Here is a 15,663-nt window from a genome sequence, read left to right on the forward strand (position 1 = left end):
AGGGACATGAAAATTAAAGATTTATTTTTAAAAGATATATTCCGTCCAATTAATAACGTTGTTCAAGCTGAACAAATGGATGAAAAAACAATTGAAAATGAATTGGATGAGTATGTATTAACAGAAGAAAGCGAACATTACTTAGAACGTTTTTACCGTAATTATCTTGCCGTTTATAATCAGCCATCAACTAAAGTTGGGGTTTGGATATCAGGTTTCTTTGGATCCGGTAAGTCTCACTTTTTAAAAATCTTGTCTTATTTGTTACATAACCAAACGATTTCAGGTAGAACACCTGCAGATTACTTCAAAGATAAAACAAAGAATCCAGAGTTGCTTAACATGATGGAAGAAGTATCTGCAAAAAGAACAGATGCCTTGTTATTTAATATTGATTCAAGATCAACATCCTCTTCTAAAGATGCAGAGAAAGAACGTATAATTGAAGTTTTCTTACGAGTGTTTAATAATCATTTAGGTTATTCAGATACATTGTGGGTTGCTGAAATGGAACGTCAATTAGATGATGACGGAAATTATGAATCATTTAAGCAAGCCATTTACGACCAACACGGCAAGCCATGGGAAGAATTTCGATTAAAAATATTATTACGTAAGAGAAAGGTTATACAAGCACTTGAATCCGTCGGCTATGATCAAGATACAGCAGAAACGTTCTTTGACATGAGTAGAGAATGGTTCTCTATTGACGCACAGCGAGTAGCTGAATTAGTAGCAGATTATTGTAAAAAACAAGGCCCGGATTATCGAATTGTATTTCTTGCAGATGAAGTAGGTCAGTATATCGGTAATAATACGAGTTTAATGCTTAACTTGCAAACGATAACGGAAAAACTTGGAGACTTATGTCAAGGTCAAGCATGGGTAGTTGTAACATCACAAGAAAAACTAGAAGCAACTGTTTCAGATCTTGATAGTACGAAAGACTTTTCAAAAATCCAAGGACGATTTGAAACAAAAATCAATTTATCTAGTGCGAATACAGATGAAGTTATCAAAAAACGTCTTTTAGAAAAAGAAGACGTTGGTGCAGATACATTAAAAACGATTCATGATCAAGAAGGAAAATTAATCCATAACCGTTTAGCATTTGATAAGCAGAATACACAATTACGTTCAGGGTATCGTTCAATTGAAGAATTTGTATCATTTTATCCTTTTGTTCCTTATCAAGTAGAGTTATTACAAAAGATCTTCACGAAAATTCGTAATTTAGGAGAAGGTGGACAGCACACTTCACGTGGTGAACGTTCATTACTTAAAGCATTTCAGGAAGCAGCACAATTAAATGCTGAGGAACCTATCGATAATATGGTAACCATGGCGGAATTTTATCCTTCGATACGTGATTATTTAGAATCGTCAATCACCAGTACAATAACAAGAGCTCAGGATCGAGCGAGAAATAATGAAGGTTTAGAAGAATATGACGTGAAGGTTTTGCAAGTGCTTTATCTAATCAAAGGGATTGATGATATAAAATCCACACCTAGTAATATCGCAACCCTTATGGTTGAAACCGTGTATGATGAACGCCAACCTTTAGAGTATCGCATAAAAGAATCCTTGAACCGACTTCAAATGGCAATGTTCATTGAACAACATGCAGATGGGTCATACTCATTCTTATCAGATGAAGAGCAAGAAATTAATCGTGAAATACGGGTAGAAGAATATAATACTGCTGCTGTTAAAGAACGGTTAGGTAACCTCTTTTTTAATGTGATGTATCGCCATACCAAGTATGAATATAAGTATAAAGAACAAACTAAACACTTTGATTACAATAAACGATTTGATAATTACGTGAAAGGTCAGATGAATCATGAATTAACGATGCAAGTGTTCTCTGAAGGCATGACTGATTCAGAAGCAGCGTTACAAGCTAACTCTGGCCATTTAATTATTCTTTTAGACAAAGACCTTGTCGCTGAAGCAGAAAGTGCTTTAGCCTATATTCAACAAGTGGATAGCTATGTACGTCGTAAACAGTCAAGCACGACTAGCCAGCAGCAGAAGAGAATCTTTGACGCGAAAATTGCTGAAGTTGATGAATATGCAGATAAGGCAGAAGAATTATTAAATAAAGCGTGTGAGAAGGCAGAATTTTATATCCAAGGTCAACGTCGTGATTTTAATGGGGCTTTTGAAAGTAAAGTTAACCAAGCTATGGATATGCTGATTCGCAACACATTTACAAAATTTCACTATATTGAGGAGCCAATTTCATTTAAAAATAGTAAAAATGAGTGGATGCAAGTTGCAGAGAATCTAGGTCAACAAAGCTTATTTAGTGACTTAAACAAAAATGCTATAGATGAAGTCAAGCACTTTGTAGAGGAACTTGAACGATCCCATGACCAGCGAACATTGAAACAGGTCATTCAAAAATATAAGGCTGTTCCATATGGATGGGAGGAACAGGATACCATTGGTATTCTAATGGGATTAATGAACGCGGGAAAAGTTCGTTTTACTTATGCGGGAGAACTCTTCAACCCTAATTCCCATCAATTCTATGATCGACTAGAAAAGGTTTCAGAACGTGATCGTATTGTTGTTTTACCAATAGTTGAAATGGATTATCAAGTTAAACAAGAGCTTATTGCATTAGTTCGTGATTTCTTTTCGAATACACAAACATATGACACGTATGATGCTTATGAAGAAGTTATACGCGAAAAGATTGACGAAGAATTTGTTCAACCAATTGAAAAGATTCGAGGGAGAAGACGTCAACAAGATCCAACAAGTGAGTATCCATACCCAGGTGAAAGTGATATACGAACAATTGTAAATGGTACTCAAAAATTACTAGCTATCCGTGATCCCGAACAATTCTGTCGTATGTTTATTCAATATGAAGATGATATAGAAAATTGGTATGACATTTTAGAAATACTTCAAGGATTCTATGAAGGAAATCCTATTGTTAAATTTGACGAAGCGGTTCAAGCTCTAAAAGACCATAAGCAAGACTTAGAAATCATCCATAATGAAGAATTAGAAGAAACAGCTCAACGAATGAAACACATTTTACTACAGGAAGAACCTACAAAGGAAATTAGTCAATTACCTAAGTTGACAGATGTTCTGAAGAATCTGATTCAGGAAGAAACTAATAAACAAAAACAGGCGGTAATGGTCCAATCAGAAAAATCATTGAAGCAACTTGAAAACTTAATAGATCAATATCGTCAATCTGAAAGCATTTTAGAATATATTCAATCAAGAAAAAATCAAGCCAATTTACTATATGAAAAAATTAAGAAGAGTGAACGTATATCTAGCACACGAATCAATCAACAACAGCTTAGTGAGCTTGTTGAAGCAACAAAAGCAAAAGCACGCCAGATGTTCAATGATTTAATAGATGACCCAGATACAGTTAAGAGAAAACCGAAGAAAATAACAGAGCAAGAATTGTATACCTCTTTCTTTAGTCAGTTAGATACAATTGAGTCCGAAGAAGACTTAGAGCGTGCTATTGAATCCTTGAAGAACAGTCTATTAAAAGAATTACAAACACACTATTTCGTGAAATCATAAATCTTGGGGCGGATAATTATCTGCCCCTCTACATATAGGAGTGAAACAATGAATAAGGCAGAATTAAAGAAATTTGCTGTAGGAGCAAGACGAAATTTAATGGCGAAAGTTTCATTAAAAGCCGAGCAATATGGAATTACCAAAGCTAATCAGGATTTAAATGTTGAAGAAAAATATGGACAATTAATTATAAAGGGTAATCCTTATCCAATTGAAAGAAAACACGCTTTTATTACGTTAAAACAACGATTACAAACTGTTGGTTATGATCAGCTTATTGAAGAAGTGGCATATACATGGTTTAACCGAATCATTGCGATTCGTTATATGGAAGTGAACAATTACTTACCAGATCGCGTAAATGTATTATCGAGTAGTACAGGTAAAAACGAGCCAGATATTTTACTTCAATATGAAACGATGAACCTTGATGTGGATTATCAACAAATAAATGAATGGATACAAAAAGGTGAAAATGAACAAGCTTATCGTACATTATTTGTTGCTCAATGCAATAGTCTGAATAAACTATTACCTTTCTTATTTGAAAAAATTGATGATTTTACAGAACTATTATTACCTGACTATTTATTAGATCAGGAATCTATTATACGTAGTATTGTAAATGATTTATCTGATGAAAACTTTTTCCAAATTAATGAAGATGGCTCTCGCTCAGATAATGTTGAAGTATTGGGTTGGCTTTATCAATACTACATGTCTGAAAAGAAGGAGCAGGTTGGTGGAATAAGAAACAATGCTGTTAAGAAAGAAGATCTTCCTGTTGTCACACAGTTATTTACACCAAAATGGATTGTCCAATATATGGTACAAAACTCTTTAGGAAAACTATATGACGAAAAATATGAAGACAACCAATTGTCTCAAAAGTGGGAGTATTATTTAAAACATGAAGAAAATCACCATTTGTACCCTGAGTTCGAATCATTAGAGGATTTAAAAATCATCGATCCGGCATGTGGATCTGGTCATATCCTTATATACGCTTTTGAAATGTTATATGACATGTATGAAGAAGCGGGATATCCATCAAGAGAAATTCCACAGTTAATCTTAGAAAAAAACTTGTATGGATTAGATATTGATAAACGAGCTCAACAAATTGCGAACTTTGCATTGCTGATGAAGGCTGCCGAAAAACAACCGCGTTTTATCTCAAGATTAAGTCGTAAAGGTCAAAGTCCTAAGTTGAATGTTTATGAAATTGTGGATGCTGATCAATCGATATCAGAAGAAGCTATTGATTACTTTGCAAAAAATGAAACAGAAAAATCACTACTTAATGAACTATTAAGTCAATTTGAAAATGGAAAACAATTTGGGTCATTAATAAATCCAATTGAAACACCTTATGAGGAATGGATTAATCGGATTTACGATTTAGAAAAACAACAAAAGGATTTACTTGAGGAATCTTATATTTATGAATTAAAAGATAAATTAATGCCTATTTTTGAGCAGGCTTTGTTACTATATCAAAAATATGACGTAGTAGTAACAAATCCTCCATACCATAATAAGTACAATTCAATATTAAAAAAGTTTATGAATACAGAATATAATAATTATAAATCGGATTTATATTCTGCCTTTATTTACAAAACAACTCAGATAATTAAAGAAAATGGCTATTCTGCCTTAATGACACCTTATACGTGGATGTTTATTTCATCACATTACGATTTACGCAAGACTCTATTAACAGATGGAAATATTTCTAGTTTAGTTCAATTAGAATACTCAGCATTTGAAGAGGCAACAGTCCCAATTTGCACATTTGTTCTTCATAAACAAAAACATTTTCTATCAGGCGAGTATATTCGTTTAACGGATTTAAAGGGAGATCAAGGTCAATATGTAAAAGAAGCTGTTTTAGTACCAAATAAAGAATATAGGTATACAGCATATAGTGAGAAATTCCAACTAATACCAGGTAGTCCTATTGCATATTGGGTAACACAAACTCATTATCGAATATTTAAAGATGCACTGTTACTTGATGATGTAGCAGATATACGAAAGGGGTTAGCCACAGGTAATACAGATAAGTTTATAAAATATTGGTTTGAAGTACCTTATATTAACATAGAATTTAAAAAAACTTCAGACTTTAACAAGACATGGTATCCTTGTCATAAAGGTGGAGGCTATAGAAAATGGTATGGAAACTTTGAAAAAGTGATAAATTGGGAGCATGACGGTGAGGAGATTAAGAATTACCGAGATGATAAAGGAAAGCTAAAGTCAAGACCGCAAAACTTAGGGTATATGTTTAAAAAGGGTATTGTTTTTTCAAAAATCACATCAGCTGGTTCCAGTTGTCGTATTATGACAGGTAATGAGATGTTTGATGACGCTGTTCAAGGAATTTTTATGGAAAATGAGGAATTTCCAGTAGAATACTTATTAGCACTTTTAAATTCACCAGTAATAGCTGAATATTTAAAAATCATTAATCCAACATTAAATAAACAAATTAATGATTTGGAAAGAATACCAGTTTTAAAAACTGATAAACTTAATGATATTGTAGAAATTACAAAAGAAGTAATTAGTTTATCGAAAGATGATTGGGATGCAAACGAAACTTCTTGGAATTTTAAGAGACATCCTTTAGTTCAAAAAAAATCTCCATTAGTCAGTTATGCTATAGAAGAATTGAATGAAATATATAAAGAAAGAGAACAACTTATTAATAATTTGGAAAGTAAAATTAATCATGAATTACTTAACTTATATGAAATGAATCTAGAACAAGATTATAAAGCTACTGATATCGAGTTTCCAGATTTAGATTTGGAGAAGGAAGATAATGAAAATGAAATAATTAAATCACTTTTATCTTATTTCATTGGCTGTGTTATGGGACGGTATTCCCTAGATATAGAGGGTCTCACGTATGCAGGTGGGAAGTTTGATGATTCTAAGTATAAGATTTTTAAACCAAATCAAGATGGATTAATTCAATTAACCGATGATCATTATTTTGATAGTGATATTATTGTTCGTCTACGCGAATTTTTATCAGTAGTGTTTAGTCCAGAGACTGTAAATGAAAATATGCAATGGCTAGCAGAATCTCTAAATATGAAGAAAAATGAGTCTCCTGATGAAAGGTTAAGACGATACTTCTTAGATGAATTCTTCAACGATCATTGTAAAACTTATCAAAAGCGACCAGTTTATTGGTTAGTGGACTCTGGAAAACAAAAAGGGTTACGGACACTTATTTATATGCATCGTTATCAACCAGATACGATGGCAACGATTCGTTTTGAACATTTACAAGAGATTCAATCTAAATATCAAAATGAAATAGATATGATTGATACACGTTTAGCAAATCCAAGCTTATCGGCAAGTGATAAGAGGAGCCTTGAAAAATCTAAATCAGCATATAAGAAAAAAGTTGAGGAGCTTCAAGAGTTTGACAAGAAATTAGCGACGTACGCAAATGAACAAATTGACATTGATCTAGATGACGGTGTAATAGAGAACTATGCCCAATTTGGAGAAGTGCTTGCAAAGATTAAATAGCTGAAAGAGGGGAGTTTCTCCTCTTTCTTTTACATATTGAGGTGAAATCCGTGGATGTGATTGAAAAGTTACAAGAGAAAATACAACAAGAAAAGGATACGAAAAAACGAGCAATTGTTTTTTGGTACGATCCTCAGGCGCAAGTAAGTGTGGATGAACTAAAAGAACAGTTGGATGAGATTGAGGTAAGAAAATTAACCAATCATAATTTATTTCAGTTAAAAGTTGAGATTGAAATTCAACGAACAACAGAGTCGTTTTTAATATATTCCGATAAAGTGAAACCAGCCGACAAAGAAAACATGTTATTGGATTTGTTGTTGTACAGTATAGAGTTCAAAGCAGACGAAACTGCTATGTTAACTGAAACATTGCAGGTATCGGATAATGTGCTACGTCCTAAAATTGAACAGTATCCATTGTTCTTCGATAGTAAAGAACGTAAAAGAAGATTAAGTAAAATCCTGCCTAAACAAGCTGATGACTATCATTTTGAACTTAGTATGATGGCTGCTTTAGTAAAAGCACCGGTACCTGATTTACGTGTAATTGTCCGTCTGCTTCTTTTGGAAGGACTACGTGTGGAAGAAAGTGAACTATTGAAGCAAATAAAACGTAACTTTTCTATAGAACGTACACTTGAGATCATTGGTCGCTACTTTGGCGTATCATTAGAAACAGATAATGAACCATTAATGGAGCTATTAAATGTTCTCATCTATCAACATTTCCGGCAGAATGCAGGCTTTACTGCCGACGATTGGGAGGTTAAATGGGCATCATCATCACCTAACGTCTGTGCATTATTCATTGAAGAGTGGTTACAACATAGTGATAGGGATGTACTAGAAGAATATATCAAAGAATGGGAAAGAGTATATCACGTAAGAGATGTGTTATCTAAACAGGATATAGAAAACTACCAAAGAATAGATACTTTCCCAGTCATTGATGTGCTTATCATTGAGAAATGCATCGATGAATTAATTCATCAAACAATTCATATAGAAGAACGTTTATCCTTAATTGAACAACGTTTACACAAATATTGGGGTTCGAAAGATAAAATAAAAGCCCTTTATAACACGTTATTTGAAGCAATCCGAATCGAAAAGCTAAAACCTGTTATTAATCGTATCCATCTACAAGAAGATTTTTATGAAAGTTATGGGAAATCATTATATGAAATCGACCAGGCCTACCGAAAATTTATGTATCATTTTACGCGCCTTGCAGCGAAAGAAATGCTTGAAGAAATCGCTAGCCGATTGACAAATTGGTATGAAAATGAATACCTACGTCGACTTTCAGAGGAAATGAATTTTAGACTGGAAGAAGGGTATGTATCCAAACTAATGCCTCAACGAGCATTTTTTTCTAAGATGATTCTCCCTATTTTAGAGAAGGAACAAACAAGGATTTTCGTCATTATTTCAGATGCTTTACGATTTGAAGCAGGTTATGAACTGCATGAAATATTAAAGAAACGAGAAAACGGGAAATCAAGCATTGATCCTATGGCAGCAAGCTATCCAACGTACACGCAATTAGGGATGGCATCATTGTTACCACATCGTGAACTTTTAGCAGATGATAAGAGAGGTATCTTGGCCGACGGACTATCAACAAAAGGGTTAGATAATCGACGTCACATTCTACAATCAGTTGAACCGCAAACTGAGGTTTTAAAATTAAAGGAACTTCTGGATATGAAAGCAAGTGAAGCCGATCAATTGTTGAAAGGCAAGAGACTAGTATATTTATATCATGACCACATCGATGCTCTTGGAGATTCAGCAAAGTCAGAAAGTGAAACTTATGGAGCAGTTCATCAGACGATACAAGATTTACAATATGCGGTTGATCGATTATCACGTCTTCAAGCGAAACGTATTTTTATAACAGCGGATCATGGTTTCTTATTTCAATTTAAACAAATTGAAAACTATGGAAAAATTTCTGCTGTTGAAGGACAAGTTATGGATCATAACCGTCGTTTTGCTATTGGGCACAATCTAACCGTTCCTGAAGGTTCGATTAAATTAAATGAACGTCAAACTCCGTTACAAAATGTTGAGGTTGTCATGGCGAAAAGTCTAAACCGATTCAAAACAGGTGGGGGTCTTCGATTTATCCATGGAGGAGCATTACCACAAGAAGCGGTTGTCCCATTAATAGATTATCGAAGAATTGAAAAAGGGCAACCTGTAGATATTGCGGTAGCAATGATTAATAAGGTGATTACAAATTACCGTATTACGGTTTCTTTTTATCAGGAGCAGAGCATAACAGATATCTATACTTCACGAAAAGTTCTTATGGCATTTTATCAAGGTGATGAACGGATTTCTAATGAAGTTGAACTCGTATTTGACCTAAAAGGTGAAAATCGTGATCGTAATAGACAAGTATCGTTTAATTTAGTTGAAAAGCATTACAAGATTGGTGAAACATGTAAATTAAGAATCGAGACTGTAACCAAAAAAGGTAAAGAACCTTATTTAGAAGAAGAATTCACTATGCGCTTGTATGAAGCATTGTATTAATTTGAAATGAAATTGGGGGTGTCATCTTGCTGAAAAAAGGTGAAATTGTAGGTGCATCATTTTGGCCAGAAGCCGTTCAAATCAAACATATTGAGATCATTGATGAAGATATGTATTTAGTCGAAGCTGTCGGGCGAGAGTCAAATCAATTCTTCGAAAACTATCTTGAGAAACATCAATTACAAGAAGTTGAACGTTTTTCCGATGAAGATGCTTCAGATCAATTGAGAGATAGATTTCAACATTATCTGCAATATCATGTTTTGCGAACAGAGAAAGAATACTCACAGTCACGGGCTCGTGGAAATAAGAACTTGATCCCACTCCCGCATCAAATCGAAGCTGTTTATAGCAAAATGCTACAAGCTCCCCAAGTACGTTATTTATTAGCAGATGATCCTGGTGCAGGTAAAACGATTATGTCTGGTATGCTTATCCGTGAACTGAAAGCACGAAACATGATTCGCAAAACATTAATTTTAGTACCGCCTCTCGTATTGAAGCAGTGGCAAACGGAATTAAAGGAAAAGTTCGATGAAGACTTTTTAATCATTACACGTTCTTATTTGGATGCTTCAGGTGAACTGAATCCTTTTGATATGCATCAGCAAGTCATTGCATCGGTGTACTGGGCATCTAGAGAAGATATTAAAAATATGATTATTAACTCACAATTTGACTTGGTCATAGTTGATGAAGCGCATAAAATGGCTGCCTATACTGTTGGGCAAAAGAAACGTAAAGTGAAGCGTACTAAGATGTTTCAACTTGGTGAAAACTTATTGAGGCACACTGAGCATACTCTTTTATTGACAGCAACCCCTCATAAAGGAGATAAGGAAAATTTTCGTCATTTAATGAGTTTAATTGATCATGATATCTTTTCTCAGTTGAATAGTGGAGACTCTATTTTCGAAAAGAGTAACCCATATGTGATCCGGCGTTTAAAAGAAAAAATGCTTAACTTTGATGGTACACCTTTATTCCCAAAACGGACAACAAAAACCTTAGGATTCGACCTAAGTCCAGCAGAAATCGATTTATATGAAGCTGTCACGGAATATGTAAGACATTACTTTAATCGGGCTAAGCAAAACAATAAACCAAATGTAGCTTTTGCAATGATGATCTTGCAACGACGATTAAGTTCATCTGTTGAAGCAATTTATTTGTCGCTTTTACGTCGAAAAGAACGTCTACAGAAAGTGTTAGAAACAGGGAAAAAAGTCCAAAAGATGATGTTGGATTATGAAGATTACGAAGACAGTTCACTTGAGGAACAGGAATTGCTCGAAGCATACGCTGAAGGAGAATACGAAGAACTTGATTTTGATGAATTGCAAGTCGAGATAGAAATGTTGGATCAACTGATTCGTAAGGCTAATGTCATTAGACAGAACCAAAATGAGCGCAAGTTTCTAGAACTTGAAAAGACATTATTTGGTGGTAATGGATTGTTGGCACAAGACGAGAAAATTTTAATTTTTACTGAATCAAAGGACACACTCAATTACCTAGAGAAGAAATTAAAAGCCTACGTTCCAGGGATAGCCAAAATTGTTGGTGACTTTTCTATGGATAGACGACAAGCAGAAGTAGAGAAGTTTCGGAATGATGTGCAAATCATGATTGCAACAGATGCTGGAGGAGAATCTATTAACCTGCAATTCTGTAATCAAATGGTCAATTATGATATTCCGTGGAATCCAAATCGTTTGGAACAACGTATGGGACGTATTCACCGTATCGGACAAAAAAATGAGGTCTTTGTCTTTAACCTTGTTGCCACCAATACACGTGAAGGTGACGTATTAATTCGACTACTTACAAAGATGGAGCAAATGCGTGAAGACCTTGGACAAGATCTTGTTTATGATTTTATAGGTGAAGTTTTAGAGGATCGCCAAGCCGATTTATCTTCGGTGATGGAGCAAGCGATCTCAGGCCGAGAAGATTTGGATGAGATTATTGCAAAAATGGAAAAAACATTATCCGAAGAACACAAGCGTTTATTAGAACTTGCTAAAAATGAACGTTTAGACGATAACTTTGACTTACCTGGTGCAAAACGTTCTTTTGATGAAGTATCAATAAACAGTATTCCTAATCGGTTTTACGGACATTTTGTGATTGATGGATTAAAAAACACAAGAACTAGATTAAATATTTCTGCGGATCAGACAACTGCCCGTATTGATCGTTTTCCAAAGCGGATTCGTGATTTTGCACGTGACCATAAATTGATGTTTAATTTTGATGATTCCATACGCTTTGCTTTATCCTCATCGAAAGTCTCAAATTCAATAACCATGATTGAAAATGATAATCCTTTGTTTAACTTAGTGATGAAACTGACAGCGAAAGAAATGCAGCAAGCTGTACTTCCTTTTTATGAAGTGAAGGCATCGATCCCAGAATCTATGATAATGGAATTAAATCAAGTAACAATTGTGGACGGTAATGGCCGAGAACTTGAGCAAAAGCTAATGCTGACGGGTAAACGTAGTAATGGTGAGTTTATAGAAATATCACCATATTTACTTTTTAATCAAGCATTGAATGTAATAAATACGTATGACTCTGAAGAGCAGGAAATCAAACGATATGTAATTAAACATGCTAGGAAACTATTAAGGTCTATTCAACGTAAACGTGAAGATTATGCAAATAAAAAGAGAGTCTTCTTGAGGAAATCCTTCGAAGATCAAATGGAAACCTTACAAGATCGCTTGAAGAAATATCAGGAAGAAAATGTTGAAGATAAAAACAGTGCTTTAATTAATCAAACTTATGCACAAATAGATGAAATGGAAGATCGGAGCAAAGAACGTTTAACTGAAATTGATCGAGAGCGATCGATTCAATTAAAGCCAGTAAAAAGGATAGCTCAATTTAGAATTGAACCAAACGGCACTGCTAACGGCCGTGTAATACCAGAAGATTATTTGGCAATGATTGAAGATTATGAGTTAAGGCAAGGAAGAATCAATGTAAGGGTACAACAAGCATTTGGGTTAGTAGATTTCATCAGCGAGGAAGCGGGTGGTGAAAGTCGACTTATTGTGGTTACGGACGATATACATCGATTTAAGGAGCAGTTGATAGAGGAAGACTATAATGCAATTAAGAGTCGCGTATTTGTGTATGAAGTAAGAGAAAAACAGATAGTAGAACATCAATTACTCTTTTGAAATTGAGTTCCATAATATAGGTGACCATATTTTCAAGATAGAAGCAAACAATGGTCAATTTATAAATGAAGTTTCAAATTCAATAAGTGTAGTAAGTAAGTAGGTAGCTATAATTTACCTACTTTTTTATTTTACCCTATCCAACGTTACGGTGAACCGTATCATAAATAAATGAGGTTTATTAAAATTATCATAAAAAAAGCCCTATTAAAGTCGGGTGTGAAAATCCAGCTTTGACGGGGGTGTTCGATCCATACACAATTAAAAACTTCGTCAAGTATGCGAAGAAAGAGGCTTTGAACTCGTTGAGGAGTTAGTGGGCCGAGGGATTAGTGGGAAGGACATCGTGAACCGTCCTGGGATTCATTATTGCTTGGCTGTAGAAACAACAAGACTCGACACCGTGACGAGTTTGGCCATCAACTTGTTCTTAATTGTTTCGGCGTTCTTGTTTGGCGTCTCGAGCCAAGGATTTGTATACGGTGGGTTCTAAGATGGATGGAATGGATGTATTTTGCAATACAAATGTGCACAATAATGCAACGAAAAGTACAGAACTTTGCCAGCTGGGTTTTAGTGTTTCGACAACGCATGCGTGACGCGATAACTGTCACCTGTGAAGTTTAATATGTGAGCGTGATGGATGACGCGATCGACGAGTGCCGCCGTTAGGCGCGCGTCGCCAAAGATGCGATTCCACTGACTGAACTCAAGGTTGGATGTGATGATCAGGCTCTTTCTCTCGTACCAGTCGGTGATGAGATGGAACAGGAGTTCCGCAGATTCTTTTGTGAGAGGGATGTATCCCATCTCGTCCAAAATAATAAGGTCTGCCGATTCGAGACGTGAATGGAAGCTGCTCAGCTTTCCATCCCTCCAGGCCTTGTTGAGTTGCTCTACGAGCTCGGAGACCCGGAAGAACCTCACCTCATAACCTTTGTGACAAGCTTCTCTCCCGAGTCCGATGGCCAAGTGGGTCTTTCCCGTCCCCGGGGACCCTGTCAGAACGACGTTCTGTGAATGTTCGACGAAATTCAATGAGGTCAGTTCGTCCTTATCCAAATGCTTCGGGAAGTAGATGTGATTGCCCCAGCGATAGTCGTCGAGTGACTTGTTGTTGATGAATTTAGCCTTTTTGATAAACCGTTGCGCCTTCGCTTCTTCGCGGAGGCGCATTTCCATAGAGAAAAGCTCCATAAGAAATTTTTCAGGAGATTCCGTCGGAATCGATTCATAGATTTCGGCGACGTAGGCAAGGCGGAGCGACTTGCACATTTCTTTTAGGCTCATGCTGTGCCACCTTCTCCCCACGGCCGATTCAAGCTATCGTACTTGCTCCAGTCCACATCGTATGGATGGTCCTCAACCACGGCTGGGGCGTCGTCCTCGCTCAGTAGCTCGTACAGGCTTTCATTGATCTCTAGGATTGGATACAGCGCGAGCTTGGCTCGGATCCAGGCCAGTCGTTCCTGCCGGACAAGTAAGTTCGGCACGCCCAGGTACTCTTTGATTCTACCCGGCAGGTATTCGGAATAACGGGAGTGACCGAAGCTTCTCGGCTTCTTGTGCCAGGTGCTGATGATGTTTTCCCACGGGAGCGCACGTTTTGTCATCATGTAGGGTCGTTTTTCTTCGTAGAGGATTTCTCCATAAAGTGAGAGAATCTTCATCGAATCCCATCTTAGGATGGCGCGTACTTGCCCATGGCGAGACCCTGAAGGGATCAAGACTTTCGTCTTATCGATTGTTATTTCGCCGTACTTGTTCACCTTGAACAGTTCTACTTTGAAGACGGGGAAGTCTTCTTGCGGCAATCGCAATAGATGTCTCTGCTCTTCTTCGAACAGCTCACGGATCAGTACATGCTTTTCGTAATGCACTCGCTCCATGTCGTCCCGTAGGGAAACCGCGAGCTGTCGGTTCATCGAATCGTAATCATGCATGACAGGGGCCGGGACAAGAAAGTTGTATCGAACGTATCCCACCTTGTTCTCGACACTTCCTTTCTCGTTCCCGCTGTAAGGATTACAGCTTTGGACTTGGAACCCATAATGAGCCATGAACTGCAGGAAAGCATCTGTATAGATTGCCTCTTCTTTCGTCGTTCGCGGTTGGATGACAGCGGCGGGGAGATTATCGATTCTGAGCTGTTGCGGCACACCGCCGATTTCTTCAAAAAGCATTTTGAGTCCCGTCAGGAAACACTCTTGGTTTTCTGCGGGGAGGGCGACGGCTGCAGTGCGGTTGCTGAAGGGAAGACTCATGACGAGGCACTTCACATCGACCGCATGACTATCTTTGACGACTTCCATCGTCCCGAAATCCACCTGCGCCTCACCCGGAGGGTGCTGCAGTCGTTCATGCCTTGTGTCGTTTTCCTCTTCGCTCGTCATATGCCAGCTCTTGATGAAATTACAGACCGTCCGGTAAGAGCCCTCGAATCCGTTCGCCACCAGCGTTTCATAAATCTTTTTATTCGTTCGTCTCAACTTTTTCTGAAGCATCTGATCCTCGGTCAACCAATCCTCGACCATCTCGCCCCATTTCGTTCCGTACATCATGCCCCTCTTGGGGCGAATGGTTTCACTCGGTAATTGAGCTGAATCCGCGTATTTTTTTACCGTCCTCCAATTGAGGTCTAGATTTTTAGCGATTCGATTAATCGAATGTGATTTGTGGTTTCTGAGAAATTTGATACAATTGATATCGGACATTGCTAGCATTCCTTCCATCTCCTAACGTTCTTGTGTCGCAACTTAAACGTTAGGGTGAGATTATGATTGCTGGCAAGTCCTTTT

At 36.7% G+C, this 15,663-nt stretch carries 7 protein-coding genes; 5 read left to right on the top strand and 2 right to left on the bottom strand.

Features of this window, described 5'->3' with window-relative positions:
- Nucleotides 1-6 precede the first annotated feature (6 nt).
- From brxC to BV910_RS14750, 5 genes are all read left to right on the top strand, one after another.
- Nucleotides 7-3,570 carry a BREX system P-loop protein BrxC gene (brxC, locus tag BV910_RS00630; RefSeq protein ID WP_078145973.1) on the top strand — a complete coding sequence of 1,188 codons (3,564 nt, stop codon included), beginning with the start codon at nucleotides 7-9 and terminating at the stop codon, nucleotides 3,568-3,570.
- A gap of 48 nt (nucleotides 3,571-3,618) precedes the next feature.
- Complete coding sequence (gene pglX, locus BV910_RS00635; protein WP_078145974.1) at nucleotides 3,619-7,128, top strand: BREX-1 system adenine-specific DNA-methyltransferase PglX; 3,510 nt, start codon at nucleotides 3,619-3,621, stop codon at nucleotides 7,126-7,128.
- A 50-nt stretch (nucleotides 7,129-7,178) separates the two neighbouring features.
- A complete protein-coding gene (pglZ, locus tag BV910_RS00640; protein ID WP_078145975.1) occupies nucleotides 7,179-9,674 on the top strand; it encodes a BREX-1 system phosphatase PglZ type A in 2,496 nt (831 codons plus the stop codon).
- 26 nt (nucleotides 9,675-9,700) lie between these two features.
- Nucleotides 9,701-12,865 carry a DEAD/DEAH box helicase gene (locus BV910_RS00645; RefSeq protein WP_078145976.1) on the top strand — a complete coding sequence of 1,055 codons (3,165 nt, stop codon included), beginning with the start codon at nucleotides 9,701-9,703 and terminating at the stop codon, nucleotides 12,863-12,865.
- A 316-nt stretch (nucleotides 12,866-13,181) separates the two neighbouring features.
- Nucleotides 13,182-13,358 carry a hypothetical protein gene (locus BV910_RS14750; RefSeq protein ID WP_168169824.1) on the top strand — a complete coding sequence of 59 codons (177 nt, stop codon included), beginning with the start codon at nucleotides 13,182-13,184 and terminating at the stop codon, nucleotides 13,356-13,358.
- A gap of 80 nt (nucleotides 13,359-13,438) precedes the next feature.
- On the opposite strand, the gene istB is transcribed toward BV910_RS14750, so the two are convergent.
- Complete coding sequence (istB, locus tag BV910_RS00650; RefSeq protein WP_078145977.1) at nucleotides 13,439-14,155, bottom strand: IS21-like element helper ATPase IstB; 717 nt, start codon at nucleotides 14,153-14,155, stop codon at nucleotides 13,439-13,441.
- Complete coding sequence (gene istA / locus BV910_RS00655) at nucleotides 14,152-15,597, bottom strand: IS21 family transposase (protein ID WP_371328152.1); 1,446 nt, start codon at nucleotides 15,595-15,597, stop codon at nucleotides 14,152-14,154. Before istA ends, istB begins: the two co-directional genes overlap by 4 nt.
- Nucleotides 15,598-15,663 lie beyond the last annotated feature (66 nt).

The sequence above is a fragment of the Exiguobacterium sp. HVEsp1 genome, assembly GCF_002009685.1.
In the GTDB taxonomy this organism is placed as follows: Bacteria; Bacillota; Bacilli; order Exiguobacteriales; family Exiguobacteriaceae; genus Exiguobacterium; species Exiguobacterium profundum.